The sequence below is a fragment of the Zobellella taiwanensis genome (assembly GCF_003012795.1).
Taxonomy (GTDB): Bacteria; Pseudomonadota; Gammaproteobacteria; order Enterobacterales; family Aeromonadaceae; genus Oceanimonas; species Oceanimonas taiwanensis.
The window spans coordinates 1-15,760 of sequence record NZ_PXYH01000019.1 but is presented as its reverse complement, the minus strand read 5'-3'; the positions used below and the strand labels follow the sequence as shown (position 1 = coordinate 15,760).

Below are 15,760 nucleotides of genomic sequence, written 5' to 3'. Positions count from 1 at the left end.
TATTAATCCGGGTTTATTGTGCGGGCCTGCTTGCAAAGAGGTGGGGTATGATTTAAATGTATATACAAATAGCGATTCAAGGAGCCAGCCATGCCATCGTCATCCCTCCGCCTCTGGGTCAATGCCACCCTGTTCGACGGCCTCGACGCCGCCGCCGAGCCCATGGCGGTGGCAGTTAAGGAGGGCCGCATCGCCTGGCTGAAGCCCATGAGCGAACTGAGCAAGGCCGACCGTGCCGGGTTCGAGCTTATCGATGCCGAAGGCCGGCTGCTGACCCCGGGGCTGGTGGACTGCCATACCCACCTGGTGTACGGCGGCAACCGGGCCGGGGAGTTCGAGGCCCGGCTCGAAGGCAAGAGCTATGAAGAAATCGCCCGCGCCGGCGGCGGCATCCTCAGCACGGTGCGGGCCACCCGCGCCGCCTCGGAGGACGAGCTGTTCGCCGCTGCCCGCCCGCGCCTCGAGGCGCTGATGGCGGACGGGGTGACCACGGTCGAGATCAAGTCCGGCTATGGCCTGGATGTGGACAACGAACTCAAGATGCTGCGGGTGGCGCGCCGCCTGGGGCGGGAGCTCAAGGTGCGGGTGGTCACCACCCTGCTGGGTGCCCACGCCCTGCCGCCGGAATACAAAGACGATGCCGACGGCTATATCGAGCTGGTGTGCCGGAGGATGATCCCGGCCGCCGCCGCCGAAGGGCTGGCGGATGCGGTGGACGTGTTCTGCGAGAACATCGCCTTCTCGGTGGCCCAGTGCGAGCGGGTCTATGCCGCCGCCAAGGCCCATGGCCTGGCCATCAAGGGCCATACCGAGCAGTTGTCCAACCTGGGCGGCAGCGCCGCCGCCGCCCGCGCCGGGGCGCTGTCGGTGGATCATGTGGAATACCTGGACGAGACGGGGGTAAAGGCCCTGGCCGAGGCCGGCACCGTCGCCACCCTGTTGCCCGGCGCCTTCTACATATTGCGCGAAACAACAGTACCGCCCATCGCGCTGCTGCGTCGCCACGGGGTGCCTATGGCCCTGGCCACCGACGCCAACCCGGGTACCTCGCCCATCTTCAGCCTGAGGCTGATGCTGAACATGGCCTGCACCCTGTTCCGCCTGACCCCGGTGGAGGCCCTGCGCGGCGTTACCGCCCAGGGCGCCCGGGCCCTGGGCTTGTCGCACGAGTGCGGCCGCATCGTCCCGGGTATGGCGGCGGATCTGTGCCTGTGGGAAACCGACAATTACGCCGAGCTGGCCTATAGCCTGGGCCTGCCCCGGCTCGTTCAACGCATCGTAGCGGGAGAGCCTGCATGAAGACTGACATGACCCCCTGGACCGGCCGGGTCGATCCCGAGCCCGACACCTATCGCTGGCACCAGCAGGTGCAGCCGCTGGAGCAGGCCCGGGAACCGGGCGCCGTGCTGATCGGCTTTGGCTGTGACGAAGGGGTTCGCCGCAACCAGGGCCGCGTCGGCGCCGCCAAGGGCCCGGCGGCCATGCGCAGGATGCTGGGCAGCCTGGCCTGGCACCAGGGCACGGCCGTGTTCGACGCCGGCGACGTGGTCTGCCAGGGCGAGGATCTGGAAGGGGCCCACCAGGCCCTGTCCGCCCGGGTGAGCGAGGCGCTGGATCTGGGCCATTTCCCCATCGTGATGGGTGGCGGCCACGAGGTGGCCTTCGGCTCCTGGTCTGGCCTGGCCGCGCATCTGGCGCCACGCGAGCAGCGCCCGCGCATCGGCATCATCAACTTCGACGCCCACTTCGATCTGCGCGACCCCGGCTTCGTGGTGTCGTCCGGCACCCCCTTTGCCCAGATCGCGGAGGCGAGCGCGCAGCGGGGCTGGCCCTTCCAGTATGCCTGCCTGGGAGTGAGCCGGGCCGCCAACACCCAGAACCTGTTCCGGCGCGCCGAAGAGCTCGGGGTGCTGGCATGGGAAGACAGGGCCATGACGGCGGCGGCCCTGCCCCGGCTGCAGCAGGAGGTGGCGGACTTTATCGGTCGCTGCGACCACCTCTACCTGACCATCGACATCGATGTGTTCCCCGCCGCCCAGGCGCCCGGCGTGAGTGCGCCGGCGGCCCGGGGGGTGGGGCTGGATTTGATTGAACCCGTAATTGAACAGATCAAGGCCAGTGGCAAGCTCCGGCTCGCCGATTTGGCCGAGCTCAACCCCGAGTATGACGTGGATGGCCACACGGCCAGGCTGGCGGCTCGGTTGATTCATACTTTGACACTGTAAAGAGGGAAACCCACATGTCACAACAAAACGATCGTCACGCTCCCGGCCGTGTTATCAAGGCGCCCACCGGCGTCAATAAAGTCTGTAAAAGCTGGCTGACCGAAGCCGCCTACCGCATGCTGCACAACAACCTGCACCCGGACGTGGCCGAGCGGCCCGAGGATCTGGTGGTGTACGGCGGTATCGGCCGCGCCGCCCGCAACTGGCCCTGCTTCGACCGCATCGTCGATGTGCTCAAGCGGCTGGAAGACGACGAGACCCTGCTGATCCAGTCCGGCAAGCCGGTGGGCGTGTTCAAGACCCACGCCGACGCGCCGCGGGTGCTGCTGGCCAACTCCAACCTGGTGCCGGCCTGGGCCAACTGGGAGCACTTCAACGAGCTGGATAAAAAAGGCCTGATGATGTACGGCCAGATGACCGCCGGCTCCTGGATCTACATCGGTTCCCAGGGCATCGTCCAGGGCACCTACGAGACCTTCGTCGAGGCCGGTCGCCAGCACTATGACGGCAACCTCAAGGGCCGCTGGATCCTCACCGCCGGCCTGGGCGGCATGGGCGGTGCCCAGCCCCTGGCGGCGACCCTGGCCGGCGCCTGCTCGCTCAACATCGAGTGCCAGCAGTCCAGCATCGACTTCCGCCTGCGCACCCGCTACCTGGACGAGCAGGCCGAGAGCCTGGATGACGCCCTGGCCCGCATCGAGCGTTACACCGCCGAGGGCAAGGCGATTTCCATCGGCCTGTGCGCCAATGCCGCCGACGTGCTGCCCGAACTGGTCAGGCGCGGCGTCAAGCCCGACATGGTCACCGACCAGACCAGCGCCCACGATCCGCTGCACGGCTACCTGCCCCAGGGCTGGAGCTGGGAGGAGTACGTGGTGCGTGGCAAGAGCCAGCCCGAGGCTACCGTCAAGGCGGCCAAGCAGTCCATGGCGGTGCACGTGCAGGCCATGCTCGACTTCCAGCAGATGGGCGTGCCCACCTTCGACTACGGCAACAACATCCGCCAGATGGCGCTGGAAGAGGGCGTCAAGAATGCCTTCGACTTCCCCGGCTTCGTCCCGGCCTATATCCGTCCGCTGTTCTGCCAGGGCATAGGTCCCTTCCGCTGGGTGGCCCTGTCCGGCGATCCGGAGGACATCTACAAGACCGACGCCAAGGTGAAGGAGCTGATCCCCGACAACCCGCACCTGCACAACTGGCTGGACATGGCGCGCGAGCGCATCAGCTTCCAGGGCCTGCCCGCCCGTATCTGCTGGGTCGGCCTGAAAGACCGTGCCCGCCTGGGCCTGGCCTTCAACGAGATGGTCAAGAACGGCGAACTCAAGGCGCCCATCGTGATCGGCCGTGACCACCTGGACTCCGGCTCCGTCGCCAGCCCCAACCGGGAAACCGAGGCGATGATGGACGGCTCCGATGCCGTCAGTGACTGGCCGCTGCTGAACGCCCTGCTCAACACCGCCGGTGGCGCCACCTGGGTGTCCCTGCACCACGGCGGCGGGGTCGGCATGGGGTTCAGCCAGCACTCGGGCGTGGTAATCGTGGCCGACGGTACCGACGCCGCCGCCGCGCGCCTGGGCCGGGTGCTGCGTAACGACCCGGGCACCGGCGTGATGCGCCACGCCGACGCGGGTTATGATATCGCCATCAACTGCGCCCGTGACAACGGCCTGGACCTGCCCATGGTTAATGGCTTGAGCAACAAGGACTAATTTATGAGCACTCTGACTATCCATCCCGGAAAAATGACCCTGGCCGAGATGCGCCAGGCCTATGAACAGCCCGTGAAGCTGGCGCTGGATCCTGCGGTGCACGGCACCATCCAGGCCTCGGTCGACTGCGTCAACCGCATGGTGGCGGAAGACCGCACCGTGTACGGTATCAACACCGGGTTCGGCCTGCTGGCCAATACCCGCATCAAACCGGAAGACCTGGAAACCCTGCAGCGTTCCCTGGTGCTGTCCCACGCCACCGGCCTGGGGGCGCTGGTCAGCGACGAGCTGGTGCGGTTGATCATGGTGCTCAAGATCAACAGCCTGGCCCGCGGCTACTCCGGCATCCGCCTGCAGGTGCTGGAGGCGCTGATGGCGCTGGTCAACCACGGCGTCTACCCCTGCATCCCCGGCAAGGGCTCCGTCGGCGCCTCCGGCGACCTGGCGCCCCTGGCGCACATGAGCTGCGTGTTGCTGGGCGAGGGCCAGGCCCGCTACCAGGGCGAGATCATCAGCGCCGGCCAGGCACTGGAGATCGCCGGCCTGAAGCCGATGGGCCTGGCGCCCAAGGAAGGCCTGGCGCTGCTGAACGGTACCCAGGTGTCCACCGCCTTCGCCCTGCGCGGCCTGTTCGAGGCGGAAGACCTGTTCGCCAGCGCCGTGGTGGTGGGTGGCCTGACGGTGGAAGCCACCCTGAGCTCCCGTCGCCCCTTCGATGCCCGCATCCACGAGGTGCGCGGCCAGGCCGGCCAGATCGACGCCGCCGCTGCCTACCGCCACCTGCTGGGCGAGCAGAGCGATATCAGCAAGACCCATGTCAACTGTGCCAAGGTGCAGGATCCCTACTCCCTGCGCTGCCAGCCCCAGGTGATGGGCGCCTGCCTGACCCAGCTGCGCCAGGCCGCCGAGGTGCTGCTCGTCGAGGGCAACGCGGTGTCCGACAACCCCCTGGTGTTCGCCGAGGACAACGACGTCATCTCCGGCGGCAACTTCCACGCCGAGCCGGTGGCCATGGCGGCGGACAACATCGCCCTGGCGATTGCCGAGATCGGATCCTTAAGCGAGCGGCGGGTGTCGCTGATGATGGATACCCACATGTCCGGCCTGCCGCCCTTCCTGGTGGAAAACGGCGGCGTCAACTCCGGCTTTATGATCGCCCAGGTCACCGCCGCGGCCCTGGCGTCCGACAACAAGGCGCTGGCCCACCCGCATTCGGTGGACTCGTTGCCCACCTCCGCCAACCAGGAAGACCACGTCTCCATGGCCCCCAACGGCGGTCGCCGGCTGTGGGACATGGTGGAAAACAGCCGGGGCGTGCTGGCCATCGAATGGCTGGCGGCCTGTCAGGGCCTGGATTTCCGTGGTGGCCTCAAGACCACGGCCCCGCTGGAGCTGGCCCGCCAGACCCTGCGGGAGAAGGTGAGCTATTACGACAAGGACCGCTTTTTCGCCCCCGACATCGAGCAGGCCGACGCCCTGCTCAAGGCGGGCAGCCTGAGCCGCCTGGTTCCGAAGGACCTGCTGCCCAGTCACTGAGCACGACTCCGCTTGCGGGGAATTTGACAGGGCTGCCTCGGCAGCCCTGTTTTTTTATCCAGCACCTTCGTGCTAGACTCGCGCCCCTTGTCAGCCGGGGAGGACGGTCGATGGCGGATTTCAGAACCCATATCCAGGTGGCCACCGTGGCCGGCGGTCTGCTGGCCGGCGCCCTGGTGTGGGCCCAGCAACTGACCCTGGCCGAGGGGGTACTGCTGTGGCTGGCCGGCACCCTGGGCGGCATACTGCCGGACATCGACGCCGACAGCTCCCGCTCCATCCGCATCGTCTTTCGGCTGTTCGGTGTGCTGGCGGCCCTGCTGGCCCTGCTTTACGGCCGGGAGCGGCTGGCGCTTACCGATACCCTGGTGCTGGGCGCCGTCGCCTACGGCCTGGTCCGCTATCCCCTGTGCTGGGTCTTCGCCCGCTTCACGGTGCACCGGGGCAGCCTGCATTCGCTGCTGGCCAACGGGGTCTTCGCCCTGGCCACTGTGGTGATCGGCCACCGGCTGTTCGGCCTGCCCCCCGGACTTGCCTGGGAGACCGGTGTCTTCGTCTTTGTCGGCGCCTTTATCCACCTGCTGCTGGATGAGCTGTACAGCATCGATCTGGAGGGGCGGCGCATCAAAAAATCCTTCGGCACCGCCCTGAAGCTTATCGAGTGGCGCGCGCCCCTGGCCAACCTGCTGTTGCTTTGCCTGCTGGCGGGCGGCTGGTGGCTGGCGCCCGTATCATCCGGCCTGCTGGCGCGGCTATTGCCGATTTCCCAGTTCTGGTAAGATAGGCGCCGCTGGCAAGCCCTGCCGTCTCCCAAATATAAACACAATAACCACCGGGGCCGACTTCCAGTACAGGTTCAACATTCCACACAGGACACACCGATGAGTCTTGCAGACAAGGTATTGGCCGTTAACAACGACCTCCCCATCCGTACCCGCCAGCCGGTGCACAGCGGCAAGGTGCGCTCCGTCTACTGGCTGACCGAAGAGGACAGCCGCCGCCTGATCGAGGAAAAGGGCTATGACGTGGCGCCCGACGCGCCCCTGGCCATCATGGTGATCAGCGATCGCATCTCCGCCTTCGACTGCATCTGGCACGGGGAGGGTGGCCTGAACGGGGTGCCCGGCAAGGGAGCGGCGCTCAATGCCATCTCCAACCACTGGTTCCGGCTGTTCAAGGAGCGGGGCCTGGCCGACAGCCATATCCTCGACATCCCCCATCCCTTCGTGTGGATAGTGCAGAAGGCCACCCCGGTGAAGATAGAAGCCATCTGCCGCCAGTACATCACCGGCTCCATGTGGCGCAGCTACGCCAAGGGCGAGCGGGACTTCTGCGGCATCCGTCTGCCGGACGGCCTGCAAAAGGATCAGAAGCTGCCCGAACTGCTGATGACGCCCTCCACCAAGGGCATCCTCAGGGGTATTCCCGGGGTGCCGGAGGCGGACGACGTCAACATCACCCGCCGGAATATCGAAGACAACTTCGCCGCCTTCAACTTCAGGAGCAAGGACGATATCGCCCTGTACGAGCGGCTGCTGAAGGAAGGCTTCGAGGTGATCAGCGATGAGCTGGCCAAGCTCGACCAGATCTTCGTGGATACCAAGTTCGAGTTCGGTTATGTCACCGACGCGGCGGGCAACGAGAAGCTGATCTACATGGACGAGGTGGGTACCCCCGACTCGTCGCGCATCTGGGACGGCCCCGCCTGGCGGGAAGGGCGCATCGTGGAGAATTCCAAGGAGGACTTCCGCCAGGTGCTGCTCAACCACTTCCCGGACCCGGATATCCTGCTCAACAAGGACCGCATGCCCGAGCGCGAGGCCCTGGCCCGGGACAATGCCCTGCCGGCTGAGGTGCTGATGGACGTGTCCCGCACCTATGTGGGCATCGCCGAGAAGATCACCGGCCAGAAATTGGAGCTGTCCGACCATCCCAAGGCGGATATCATCGCCATACTGCGCGACCAGTACGGTCTGATCGACTGAGCATCAGCTCAAACGATAAAAACCCGGGACATCCCGGGTTTTTTAATGCCTTCTTGCCGGGGCGGCTTCAGCCGAAGCGGGGGGCGTCGAAGTCTTCCGGCTCGTCGGTGTAGATGCAGACGTTGTGCCGGGCCACCAGGCCCTCGGGACTGACGCAGTGGGTCTCGAAAAACTCGGCGATGGCGCTGCGCTGGCAGTGGGCCTCGAAGCTGGCCATGTCGGCCCAGATCTCGTTGAACACCAGCGGATAGCTCTGGCCGCCGGCGAAGGGGCTGGGAATGTGGCGGGTGACCCTGTACTGGAGGCAGCCGTCCTCGCGCAGGGTGTCGGCTTCCAGCCCCTGCAGCACCCGGAACAGCGCCCTTTCCTTGCCCGGTTTGGGCTCGAAGCTGGCGATACAATATATCTTGCTGGACATCTTTCTCTTTCTCCTGTGAAAGGCGGCCCCGTCGTAGGCCAAAAACAAAACGCCGCCATGACGGCGGCGTATGCGAGGGGAGGTCCGGGCCTCAGCGGGTGCCGAACACCACTATGGTCTTGCCGTGAGCGGAGATCAGGTTCTGCTCTTCCAGCATCTTCAGGATGCGGCCCACGGTTTCCCGGGAGCAGCCCACGATCTGGCCGATTTCCTGGCGGGTGATCTTGATCTGCATGCCGTCCGGGTGGGTCATGGCGTCCGGCTGGCGGGCCAGGTTGAGCAGGGTTTCGGCGATGCGGCCGGTCACGTCGAGAAAGGCCAGGTCTCCTACCTTCTGGCTGGTGCTCTGCAGCCGCTTGGCCATCTGGCCCGACAGGCGGATCAGGATTTCCGGATTCACCTGGATCAGCTGGCGGAATTTCTTGTAGGAGATCTCGGCCACTTCACAGGGAGTCTTGGCCCTGACCCAGGCGGTGCGCACCGGGTTTTCGGTTTCCTCGAACAGGCCCAGCTCGCCCATAAAGTCGCCCTGGTTGAGGTAGGACAGGATCATCTCCTTGCCGTCTTCGTCCTTGATCAATACCGCGACCGAGCCTTTTACGATGTAGTAGAGGGTTTCGGCCTTTTCTCCGGCGTGGATCAGCGAGCTTTTGGCCGGATACTTATGAATATGGCAATGTGACAAAAACCATTCCAGGGTAGGGTCACTTTGGGACTTGCCAATAACCATGAACTTTCCTCTTTATTGACGCGGGCGCAACACCCAGGCAAGCAGGCAGCCTTGCCTTACTTCGTGGATAGACGGCTAGCATAAAAGGCTTGGCTCCGGGCATCAAGCGCCAAGGCCAGATCTGCTCGTCGGCGGCGGCGCAATCCGCTAGTATTTGGCTTTTCCGTTGAGGGAGGTGTTATGAAAGCCCAGGTTCGCTGGTTGGAAAACATGTGTTTTGAAGGGGTGTCCGAGTCCGGCCACAAAATCCTGCTGGACGGCACCAATCCGGGCCAGGGCCCGAGCCCGATGGAAGCGGTGCTGTTGGGCGCCGGTGGCTGCAGCGCCATCGACGTGGTGTCCATCCTGGAGAAGGGACGCCAGCAGGTGACCGGTTGCGAGGTGGAGCTGGACGCGGACCGGGCCGAGAATCCGCCCCGGGTCTTTACCCGTATCCGGCTGCATTTCGTGGTGACCGGCCAGGCGCTGCCCGAAAAGCAGGTGGCCCGGGCGGTGGAACTGTCCATGGAAAAATACTGCTCGGTGATGAAAATGCTGGAAAAGGCGGTGGACGTTTCCTCTTCCTTTGAAATCCGCGAAGCCTGAGCCAGGGCTGCGGGCACCCGCCAGGCGGGTGCCCTTCCCTGGCGGTTTCCCTGATCCAGGTCAACAAAAAATACCTCTAAGGTGGTATCTTGATAGGCAAAGAGAGCCATACAGGGCTCTAGGAAATTGCCAATCATGCAGAGGGAAGCAGGATGAAAATGTGCATTACCACCACCGCCGTGGCGCTGGCCCTGGCCGCCCAGGTCGCCTGGGCCGAGTCTCCCCGCAGCGAACCGGTCCAGCCGGTCCCCGTCGCCAATATCAGCCAGCCGGCCCTGGCCGAACTGGGTAAAAAGCTGTTCTTCGATCCCCGTCTGTCCAAGTCGGGTTTTATTTCCTGCAACTCCTGCCACAACCTGTCGATGGGCGGCACCGACAACCTCAAGACCTCCATCGGCCACAACTGGCAGCAGGGGCCGATCAACTCGCCCACCGTGCTCAACTCCAGCCTTAACCTGGCCCAGTTCTGGGACGGCCGGGCGGCGGACCTGAAAGAGCAGGCCGGCGGCCCCATCGCCAACCCGGGTGAAATGGCCTTTACCCACGAACTGGCCATCGGTGTGCTGCAATCCATCCCCGGCTATGTGGCCGAGTTCGAGGTGGTATTCGGCAAGAGCGAACTGGATATCGACATGGTGACCGATGCCATCGCCGCCTTCGAGGAAACCCTGGTCACCCCCCATTCGCCCTTCGACCAGTGGCTGCTGGGCGATGACGACGCCATTACCGAACAGGCCCTGGCCGGTTATCAGCTGTTCAAGCAAAGCGGTTGCGTGGCCTGCCACAACGGCCCCAACCTCGGCGGCACCTCCTTCCAGAAAATGGGGGTAGTAGAGCCCTACCGGTCCGACTCCGACGCCATCGGCCGTGCCGCTGTCACCGGCAAGGATGCGGATCGCTTTACCTTCAAGGTGCCGACCCTGCGCAACGTGGAGCTGACCTACCCCTACTTCCATGATGGCGAGGCCGCCACCCTGGAAGAGGCAGTAGACATTATGGGCCGGCTGCAGCTGGGGCGGGTGTATTCGGAGCAGGAAATTGGCCAGATCGTCGCCTTCCTGAAGTCGCTGACCGGCGAGCAGCCACGCTTTGAGCTGCCGATACTGCCGCCGTCCACCAACGAGACCCCGGCGCCGGAGCCCTTCGGTTAAGGGCGGCCGCATAAGTCAACCAAAAGGCCAACTCCGCCGTCACGCCGTAATCCATCCATGGAGGCTCCGCCGCGCTTCTGACCGCCAGGGATGGCGGGAATGTCGGAACGGCAGGAGCATTTTCCGGCCCTGGCGCGGAGGGTCGGCGGAGCCGTTCCCTTTGTCCGCCTGTTTGGGCATGGGTGTTACCTGCTTAGGTAAGCCTGAAGGTTTGTCAGCAGTCTGAGGCCCGGCACCGCCGGGCCTGTTTACATTTAGCGGATTTTGCCGGTTTCCAGCAGCTGTTCGATCAGGGGGCGCAGGATCAGCTCCATGGCAAAGCCCATCTTGCCGCCGGGCACCACTATGGTGTTGCGCCGGGACATGAAGGAGCCGTCGATCATTGCCAGCAGGTAGGGGAAGTCGACGTTCTTGATGCCGCGAAAGCGGATCACCATCATGCTTTCGTCCAGGGTCGGAATGATTTTGGCGCTGAAGGGATTGGAAGTGTCCACCGTCGGCACCCGCTGGAAGTTGATGTGGGTGCGGGAGAACTGGGGGGTGATGAAGTTGATGTAGTCCTCCATCGAGCGGACGATGGAGTCGGTGACCGCCTCCCGGGAATGGCCGCGCTCGGCGGTATCGCGGATAAGCTTTTGGATCCACTCCAGGTTGACGATGGGGACCATGCCCACCAGCAAATCCACATGCTGGGCCACGTTCTGCTCTTCGGTCACCACGCCGCCGTGCAGCCCTTCGTAGAACAGAAGGTTGGTGTCCTGGGCCAGTTGCTGCCAGGGGGTGAAGGTGCCCGGCATCTGGTTGAAGGGCACCGCCTCGTCAAAGGTGTGCAGGTAGCGGCGGAACTGGCCGGTGCCGGTATCGCCGTATTCCTTGAAAAACTGCTCCAGCAGCTCGAAGTCGTTGGCTTCGGGGCCGAAATAGCTGATATGCCGGCCCTGCTCCCTGGCCCGGCGGATGGCCACATCCATTTCGGGGCGGGTGTAGCGGTGGAAGCTGTCGCCTTCCACCACGGCGGCCTTGACCCCGAGCTGGGCGAACATGGACTGGAAAACGTCGGTGGAGGTCGATGTGCCGGCACCCGAAGAGCCGGTCACCGCTATGATGGGGTGCTTGGCAGACATAACAGACCTTAAAATTGAATGAACCGTGAATGTTTATACGCAGTGCGCCGGGGCCAGGTCAAGGTTTCTGATGGAAGCGCCGGGCCGGTACTATATTGACGCTGTCGTGCAGCTCGCTGTAGACGATAACCGCCTCTCCAACTTTAAGTTGCTGTTTTACCTGGGATACTTTTTGCTCCAGGGACACCTCCTGGGTGCCGTACTCGGTGCCTTCCTGGAGCACGAAATGTTCGATCAAATTGTTCAGGGTCTCTTCCGGCAACTCGGCAAAGGGAATAATCATGCTTTTTCCTGATAAGGGGGCCAATGTTGTTCCAGCCACTCGGGGATGCGCTGCTCCAGCCAGTAACTGGGGCGCCAGGGTGCACCCGCCATAAAGCCCACATGGCCGCCATGGCGGCTCAACTCGTAGGTCACCGCCGGCGGCAGCAAGTCGGCATCGGGGATGACGGCATCGTTCATAAAGGGATCGTCGGCGGCATGGAGGATAAGGGTCGGGGTGGCCAGCCGGGACAGGCGGAACAAGCCCGAGCAGCGCCGGTAGTAATCCTCCGCATTGCGAAAGCCGTGCACCGGGGCGGTGACCAGATCGTCGAACTGGCGCAGGCTGCGGATATGGTCCAGGTTGCCCGCCCAGCGATGGTGGGGGTGGCGCCCCAGGCGCTGGCGCCAATTGTGTTTCATGCGCGCCAGCAGGTAGTGCTGGTAGAGCCGGGAAAAGCCGCGGTTGATGCGATCGGCGCAGGCCGACAGATGCAGCGGGGCCGAGATCACGGCGGCGGCGCACAGCGGGTTGCGCGGCTGCTCCGCCAGGTAGTTGACCAGCATGTTGCCGCCGAGGGAATAGCCGATGGCTGCCATGGGCCGGTCGGGAAAGCGCTGGCGCAGGGTGTCCAGCACATGGCGGGGGTCCTCGGTCGCGCCGGAATGGTAGGCCTGCAGGTGGCGGTTGGGCTCGCCGCTGCAGCCGCGAAAGTGCATCAGCACCGGCTGCCAGCCGCGCCGATACAGGGCCGCCATCATGCCCTGGGCATAGTGGGATTCGATATTCCCTTCCAGCCCGTGAAACAGCACCACCAACGGCCGGTGCGGCTCCAGCCGCGGGGTGCCCCAGGCCAGGTCGACAAAATCGCCGTCCGGCAGCTCCAGCCGCTCCGTCTGGCAGGGCTGCCGGGCGCGATGCAGGTATTTGGCCAGTATGGTCTGGAGGTGTGGGTTGCGGGCCCACCAGGGTGACTGGAATCGGCTGGGATGGATCATGGCTTCCTGTTGCTGTACCTGGGGTGAGCGGCGGGGCCGGTCATTGTGCTGATAAAATACTGGGCGCAGTCCGGAAAATCGAGTAAAACAGTGTTCTTCCTTATTTCTTGCTAACCATCATGGACTTTGCCCTGCTTGGCTCCGTTGCCGGTTTTGCCCTGGCTACCTGCGGCACCCCCGGCCCCAACAACATGCTGCTGACCAGCTCCGGCACCCGCTTTGGCTACCGGCCCACGCTCAAGCTGCTGCTCGGCATCATGCTGGGCCTGCAGGCGCTGATGCTGCTCACCGCCCTCGGCCTTGGCCGGCTGTTCCTGCACTGGCCGGCGCTGCAGTGGGGCCTGAAAATGGCCGGCAGCGGCTACTTGCTGTGGCTGGCCTGGCAGATTGCCAGCGCACCGCCGCCCGGGGCCGAAGAGGAGCGTCTGGGCATGGGCTGGCACCAGGGCGCCCTGTTCCAGTTCCTTAACCCCAAATCCTGGCTGATGGCCATTTCGGCGATCAGCGGTTTCACCCTGGCCGGGGAGCAGTACTGGCCGTCGGCGGCGCTGGTACTGGCGGTGTTCCTGTTTTTTGGACTGCTGACCGGCCATGTCTGGGCCCTGTTCGGCATCCATGTGCGACGCTGGCTGCGTACCGATACCGACTGGCGTCGCTTCAACCGGCTGATGGCGCTGCTCACCGCCGGGAGCGTGGCGATGATCTGGTGGTGATCCCGTTTTTGCGCTTAATCGTTCGAGTTTGGCGGCAAAGGGTGTAGAATCTGGCCGTTTTTTGTCCCTAGATCAAGGCTGTCATGGTTTCTGACACAACAGACGTATTCAAGGAAATCCGTCCCTACCGGGACGACGAAGTCGCCGGCGCCATCCAGCGCCTGATACACGACGACGAATTTATCGGCGCCATTGCCAAGTACCGCTTTTCCGGCCTGTCCCGCTGGGGCGGGGCCGCCATCAGGTCCCTGATCCGCCTCTATCTGGGCTGGCGCTGGCGCAAGGTGAACAGCATCCGCCAGGTGCAGCTGGAAGTGGCGACCTACATGGAAAAGATGATAGCGCGCACCACCTCCGGCGTGACCTACTCCGGCCTGGAGAACATCAAGCCCGGGGTGGGCTACCTGTTCATCTCCAACCACAGGGATATTGCCCTGGACCCGGCCTTCGTCAACTGGGGCCTTCACAGCCATGGCCTGGACACGGTGCGCATCGCCATCGGTGACAACCTGCTGCGCAAGCCCTGTGTCACCGAGCTGATGAAGCTGAACAAAAGCTTTATCGTCAAGCGCTCGGCCAAGGGGCCGCGGGAAATGATGAAGGCGTTCAGCGAATTGTCCTCCTACCTGCGCCACTCCATTGACGAAGGCCACTCCATCTGGATAGCCCAGAAGGAAGGACGGGCCAAGGACGGCGACGACAAAACGGATCCGGCCATCCTCAAGATGTTCCATATGGAAGGCAAGCGGCAGAAAATCCCCTTCGGCGACTATATCCGCAGCCTCAACCTGGTGCCGGTGTCCATTTCCTACGAATATGACCCGGGCGACCTGGCCAAGGCCCGGGAACTGCATGCCAAGGCCACCCACGGCGGCTACGAGAAGAGCGAGTTCGAGGATATCCAGAGCATAGTGCAGGGCATCGTCGGCCAGAAGGGCCGGGTACACGTGACCTTTGGCCAGCCGGTGCACGGCGACTTCGATAACGCCGACGACCTGGCGGCGGCCATCGACCGGGAAATCCACGCCAACTATCACCTGTTCCCCAGTAATTTGCTGGCCGCCGGACAAACCGCCGGCGTGGATCCCGCCGCCGCCGAGGCATTTGAGCGGCACATGACGGGCATTCCCGCCGATCTGCGCGAGCGGGTGCTTTCCATGTATGCCCGGCCCGTGCTGAACAAGGACTGAGTCCGGGCCTGTGCGCGCGCCTTCCCTTACCGCCAGCCGGCTGAGCGGCCTGCGGGTGTTCGCCGCCGCCGCCCGCCATGGGAGTTATTCGGCCGCCGCCGCCGAACTGTGCGTGACCCAGGCGGCGGTCAGCCAGCAAATCCGCAACCTGGAGCGGTCCCTCGGTTGCCGGCTGTTCGTGCGACGGGGCGCAGGCATGGTGTTGACCCGGGAAGGGCGCCAACTGCTGCCTTTTGTGGAGCAGGGGCTGGCTTTGCTGCGCCAGGGGCTGGAACAATTGGTCCCGTCCGGCGCCAGGCCTCTGGTTGTCAGCGTGCTGCCGTCCCTGGCGGCGCGCTGGCTGATGCCCAGACTATGGCGCTTCGCCGAAGCCCACCCCGATATCGAGATCCGTCCGCAACCCAGCCAGCAACTTGCCGATGTGGCGGGGGGAGAGGTCGATCTGGCCATCCGCTATGGCCGGGGCCGATACCCGGATCTCGCCTGCGAGCTGCTGATGGCGGACACCGCTTTTCCGGTGTGCAGCCCGGCCCTGGCCGGACGGCTAGGTTCCCTGGATGAGCTGGCGGGCGTGCCCCTGGTGACGGCGCCGGAATACGCCGGGGTGAGCTGGGCCAACTGGCTGGCGCTGGCCGGCCGGCCCGAACTGCTCGCCCGCTGCCGGCACATGACGGTGGACGACGGCAGCCTGGCGCTGGACATGGTGCTGGCGGGGCAGGGGGTGACCCTGAGCCGTTCGGTGCTGGTGGCGGATCTGCTGCGCGACGGCCGGCTGTGCCGCCCCTTCGCCCCTGAACTCAAGCCCCTGCACCAGTACTACCTGGTGTGGCGACCCGACTCGCCCCGCCTGACGGAAATCCGCCTGTTCTGCGACTGGCTGCACGGGGAAACGGGGGCTGTAAACTGTTCATCCCTGATCGATAAGGTTTAACCAGTTTTTACAATAGATGGTTTTGGTTTTTCTCCGTTTTTTAGCCAAGTTCCTTTCTCTATCATGAGCACTGTCCCCAGGGTGAGAGCGTGAACATTTTGTTAAAAAACCAAGGTGTTCATGCTCACTGCGCCGCCATTGCCCTCAGCCCCGCTGCCAAGACCTGATCCAGATAGTCTGTGTTCATGCTGGCTATCTTCTGC

Annotated in this window: 16 protein-coding genes; 11 read left to right on the top strand and 5 right to left on the bottom strand. The window is 64.2% G+C overall.

The features are described 5' to 3' along the window. The first annotated feature begins 90 nt into the window (after nt 1-90). From hutI to C7I36_RS12960, 6 genes are all read left to right on the top strand, one after another. Complete coding sequence (gene hutI, locus C7I36_RS12985) at nt 91-1,299, top strand: imidazolonepropionase (protein WP_106454128.1); 1,209 nt, start codon at nt 91-93, stop codon at nt 1,297-1,299. Further along, nucleotides 1,296-2,225 (top strand): formimidoylglutamase, encoded by a 930-nt coding sequence (gene hutG / locus C7I36_RS12980; protein ID WP_106454127.1) that lies wholly within the window; start codon nt 1,296-1,298, stop codon nt 2,223-2,225. Before hutI ends, hutG begins: the two co-directional genes overlap by 4 nt. 14 nt (nt 2,226-2,239) lie before the next feature. Continuing rightward, nucleotides 2,240-3,934 carry a urocanate hydratase gene (gene hutU / locus C7I36_RS12975; protein ID WP_106454126.1) on the top strand — a complete coding sequence of 565 codons (1,695 nt, stop codon included), beginning with the start codon at nt 2,240-2,242 and terminating at the stop codon, nt 3,932-3,934. Between the two features lie 3 nt (nt 3,935-3,937). Further along, the gene (gene hutH, locus C7I36_RS12970) at nt 3,938-5,470 is read left to right on the top strand and encodes a histidine ammonia-lyase (RefSeq protein ID WP_106454125.1); all 1,533 of its coding nucleotides are present in this window, start codon (nt 3,938-3,940) and stop codon (nt 5,468-5,470) included. Nucleotides 5,471-5,580: 110 nt separating this feature from the next. Then, nucleotides 5,581-6,249: a metal-dependent hydrolase gene (locus C7I36_RS12965; RefSeq protein WP_106454124.1), complete on the top strand. Its 669-nt coding sequence runs from the start codon at nt 5,581-5,583 to the stop codon at nt 6,247-6,249. Between the two features lie 102 nt (nt 6,250-6,351). Further along, nucleotides 6,352-7,455 (top strand): phosphoribosylaminoimidazolesuccinocarboxamide synthase, encoded by a 1,104-nt coding sequence (locus C7I36_RS12960; protein ID WP_106454123.1) that lies wholly within the window; start codon nt 6,352-6,354, stop codon nt 7,453-7,455. Nucleotides 7,456-7,522: 67 nt separating this feature from the next. On the opposite strand, the gene C7I36_RS12955 is transcribed toward C7I36_RS12960, so the two are convergent. Both C7I36_RS12955 and crp read right to left on the bottom strand, forming a co-directional pair. Continuing rightward, nucleotides 7,523-7,873, bottom strand: a complete 351-nt coding sequence (locus tag C7I36_RS12955) for a putative quinol monooxygenase (RefSeq protein ID WP_106454122.1) — start codon at nt 7,871-7,873, stop codon at nt 7,523-7,525. A 91-nt stretch (nt 7,874-7,964) separates the two neighbouring features. Then, a complete protein-coding gene (crp, locus tag C7I36_RS12950; protein ID WP_106454121.1) occupies nt 7,965-8,603 on the bottom strand; it encodes a cAMP-activated global transcriptional regulator CRP in 639 nt (212 codons plus the stop codon). Nucleotides 8,604-8,783: 180 nt separating this feature from the next. Between crp and C7I36_RS12945 the strand changes: the two genes are divergently transcribed. Together C7I36_RS12945 and C7I36_RS12940 are read left to right on the top strand one after the other, a co-directional pair. Beyond that, nucleotides 8,784-9,188, top strand: coding sequence for an OsmC family protein (locus C7I36_RS12945; protein WP_106454120.1), 405 nt, complete (start codon nt 8,784-8,786; stop codon nt 9,186-9,188). 152 nt (nt 9,189-9,340) lie between these two features. After that, nucleotides 9,341-10,339, top strand: a complete 999-nt coding sequence (locus C7I36_RS12940; protein WP_106454119.1) for a cytochrome-c peroxidase — start codon at nt 9,341-9,343, stop codon at nt 10,337-10,339. A 254-nt stretch (nt 10,340-10,593) separates the two neighbouring features. On the opposite strand, the gene C7I36_RS12935 is transcribed toward C7I36_RS12940, so the two are convergent. From C7I36_RS12935 to C7I36_RS12925, 3 genes are read right to left on the bottom strand one after another with little or no spacing between them, the layout of a single operon-like run. Continuing rightward, a complete protein-coding gene (locus C7I36_RS12935) occupies nt 10,594-11,463 on the bottom strand; it encodes a phosphoribulokinase (protein WP_106454118.1) in 870 nt (289 codons plus the stop codon). 58 nt (nt 11,464-11,521) lie between these two features. Next, the gene (locus tag C7I36_RS12930) at nt 11,522-11,746 is read right to left on the bottom strand and encodes a YheU family protein (RefSeq protein ID WP_106454117.1); all 225 of its coding nucleotides are present in this window, start codon (nt 11,744-11,746) and stop codon (nt 11,522-11,524) included. Next, nucleotides 11,743-12,723, bottom strand: coding sequence for a hydrolase (locus C7I36_RS12925; protein ID WP_106454116.1), 981 nt, complete (start codon nt 12,721-12,723; stop codon nt 11,743-11,745). The genes C7I36_RS12930 and C7I36_RS12925 overlap by 4 nt, the downstream gene beginning before the upstream one ends. Before the next feature lie 119 nt (nt 12,724-12,842). On the opposite strand from C7I36_RS12925, the gene C7I36_RS12920 reads away from it, so the two are divergent. The 3 genes from C7I36_RS12920 (at nt 12,843) to C7I36_RS12910 (ending at nt 15,557) form a co-directional block, all read left to right on the top strand. Beyond that, nucleotides 12,843-13,436 (top strand): LysE family translocator, encoded by a 594-nt coding sequence (locus tag C7I36_RS12920; RefSeq protein ID WP_106454172.1) that lies wholly within the window; start codon nt 12,843-12,845, stop codon nt 13,434-13,436. Between the two features lie 83 nt (nt 13,437-13,519). Continuing rightward, nucleotides 13,520-14,626, top strand: a complete 1,107-nt coding sequence (locus C7I36_RS12915; protein WP_106454115.1) for a 1-acyl-sn-glycerol-3-phosphate acyltransferase — start codon at nt 13,520-13,522, stop codon at nt 14,624-14,626. A 10-nt stretch (nt 14,627-14,636) separates the two neighbouring features. After that, nucleotides 14,637-15,557, top strand: coding sequence for a LysR substrate-binding domain-containing protein (locus C7I36_RS12910; RefSeq protein WP_106454114.1), 921 nt, complete (start codon nt 14,637-14,639; stop codon nt 15,555-15,557). Nucleotides 15,558-15,760: the final 203 nt, after the last annotated feature.

Excerpts from the sequence above, each read along its gene's own strand:
- C7I36_RS12960 (WP_106454123.1), top strand. The coding sequence starts at position 6,352 with ATGAGTCTTGCAGACAAGGTATTGGCCGTTAACAACGACCTCCCCATC.
- C7I36_RS12940 (WP_106454119.1), top strand. The coding sequence starts at position 9,341 with ATGAAAATGTGCATTACCACCACCGCCGTGGCGCTGGCCCTGGCCGCC.
- C7I36_RS12945 (WP_106454120.1), top strand. The coding sequence starts at position 8,784 with ATGAAAGCCCAGGTTCGCTGGTTGGAAAACATGTGTTTTGAAGGGGTG.
- C7I36_RS12965 (WP_106454124.1), top strand. The coding sequence starts at position 5,581 with ATGGCGGATTTCAGAACCCATATCCAGGTGGCCACCGTGGCCGGCGGT.
- C7I36_RS12955 (WP_106454122.1), bottom strand. The coding sequence starts at position 7,873 with ATGTCCAGCAAGATATATTGTATCGCCAGCTTCGAGCCCAAACCGGGC.
- crp (WP_106454121.1), bottom strand. The coding sequence starts at position 8,603 with ATGGTTATTGGCAAGTCCCAAAGTGACCCTACCCTGGAATGGTTTTTG.
- hutG (WP_106454127.1), top strand. The coding sequence starts at position 1,296 with ATGAAGACTGACATGACCCCCTGGACCGGCCGGGTCGATCCCGAGCCC.
- C7I36_RS12920 (WP_106454172.1), top strand. The coding sequence starts at position 12,843 with ATGGACTTTGCCCTGCTTGGCTCCGTTGCCGGTTTTGCCCTGGCTACC.
- C7I36_RS12935 (WP_106454118.1), bottom strand. The coding sequence starts at position 11,463 with ATGTCTGCCAAGCACCCCATCATAGCGGTGACCGGCTCTTCGGGTGCC.
- C7I36_RS12925 (WP_106454116.1), bottom strand. The coding sequence starts at position 12,723 with ATGATCCATCCCAGCCGATTCCAGTCACCCTGGTGGGCCCGCAACCCA.
- C7I36_RS12915 (WP_106454115.1), top strand. The coding sequence starts at position 13,520 with ATGGTTTCTGACACAACAGACGTATTCAAGGAAATCCGTCCCTACCGG.
- C7I36_RS12930 (WP_106454117.1), bottom strand. The coding sequence starts at position 11,746 with ATGATTATTCCCTTTGCCGAGTTGCCGGAAGAGACCCTGAACAATTTG.
- hutU (WP_106454126.1), top strand. The coding sequence starts at position 2,240 with ATGTCACAACAAAACGATCGTCACGCTCCCGGCCGTGTTATCAAGGCG.
- hutI (WP_106454128.1), top strand. The coding sequence starts at position 91 with ATGCCATCGTCATCCCTCCGCCTCTGGGTCAATGCCACCCTGTTCGAC.
- hutH (WP_106454125.1), top strand. The coding sequence starts at position 3,938 with ATGAGCACTCTGACTATCCATCCCGGAAAAATGACCCTGGCCGAGATG.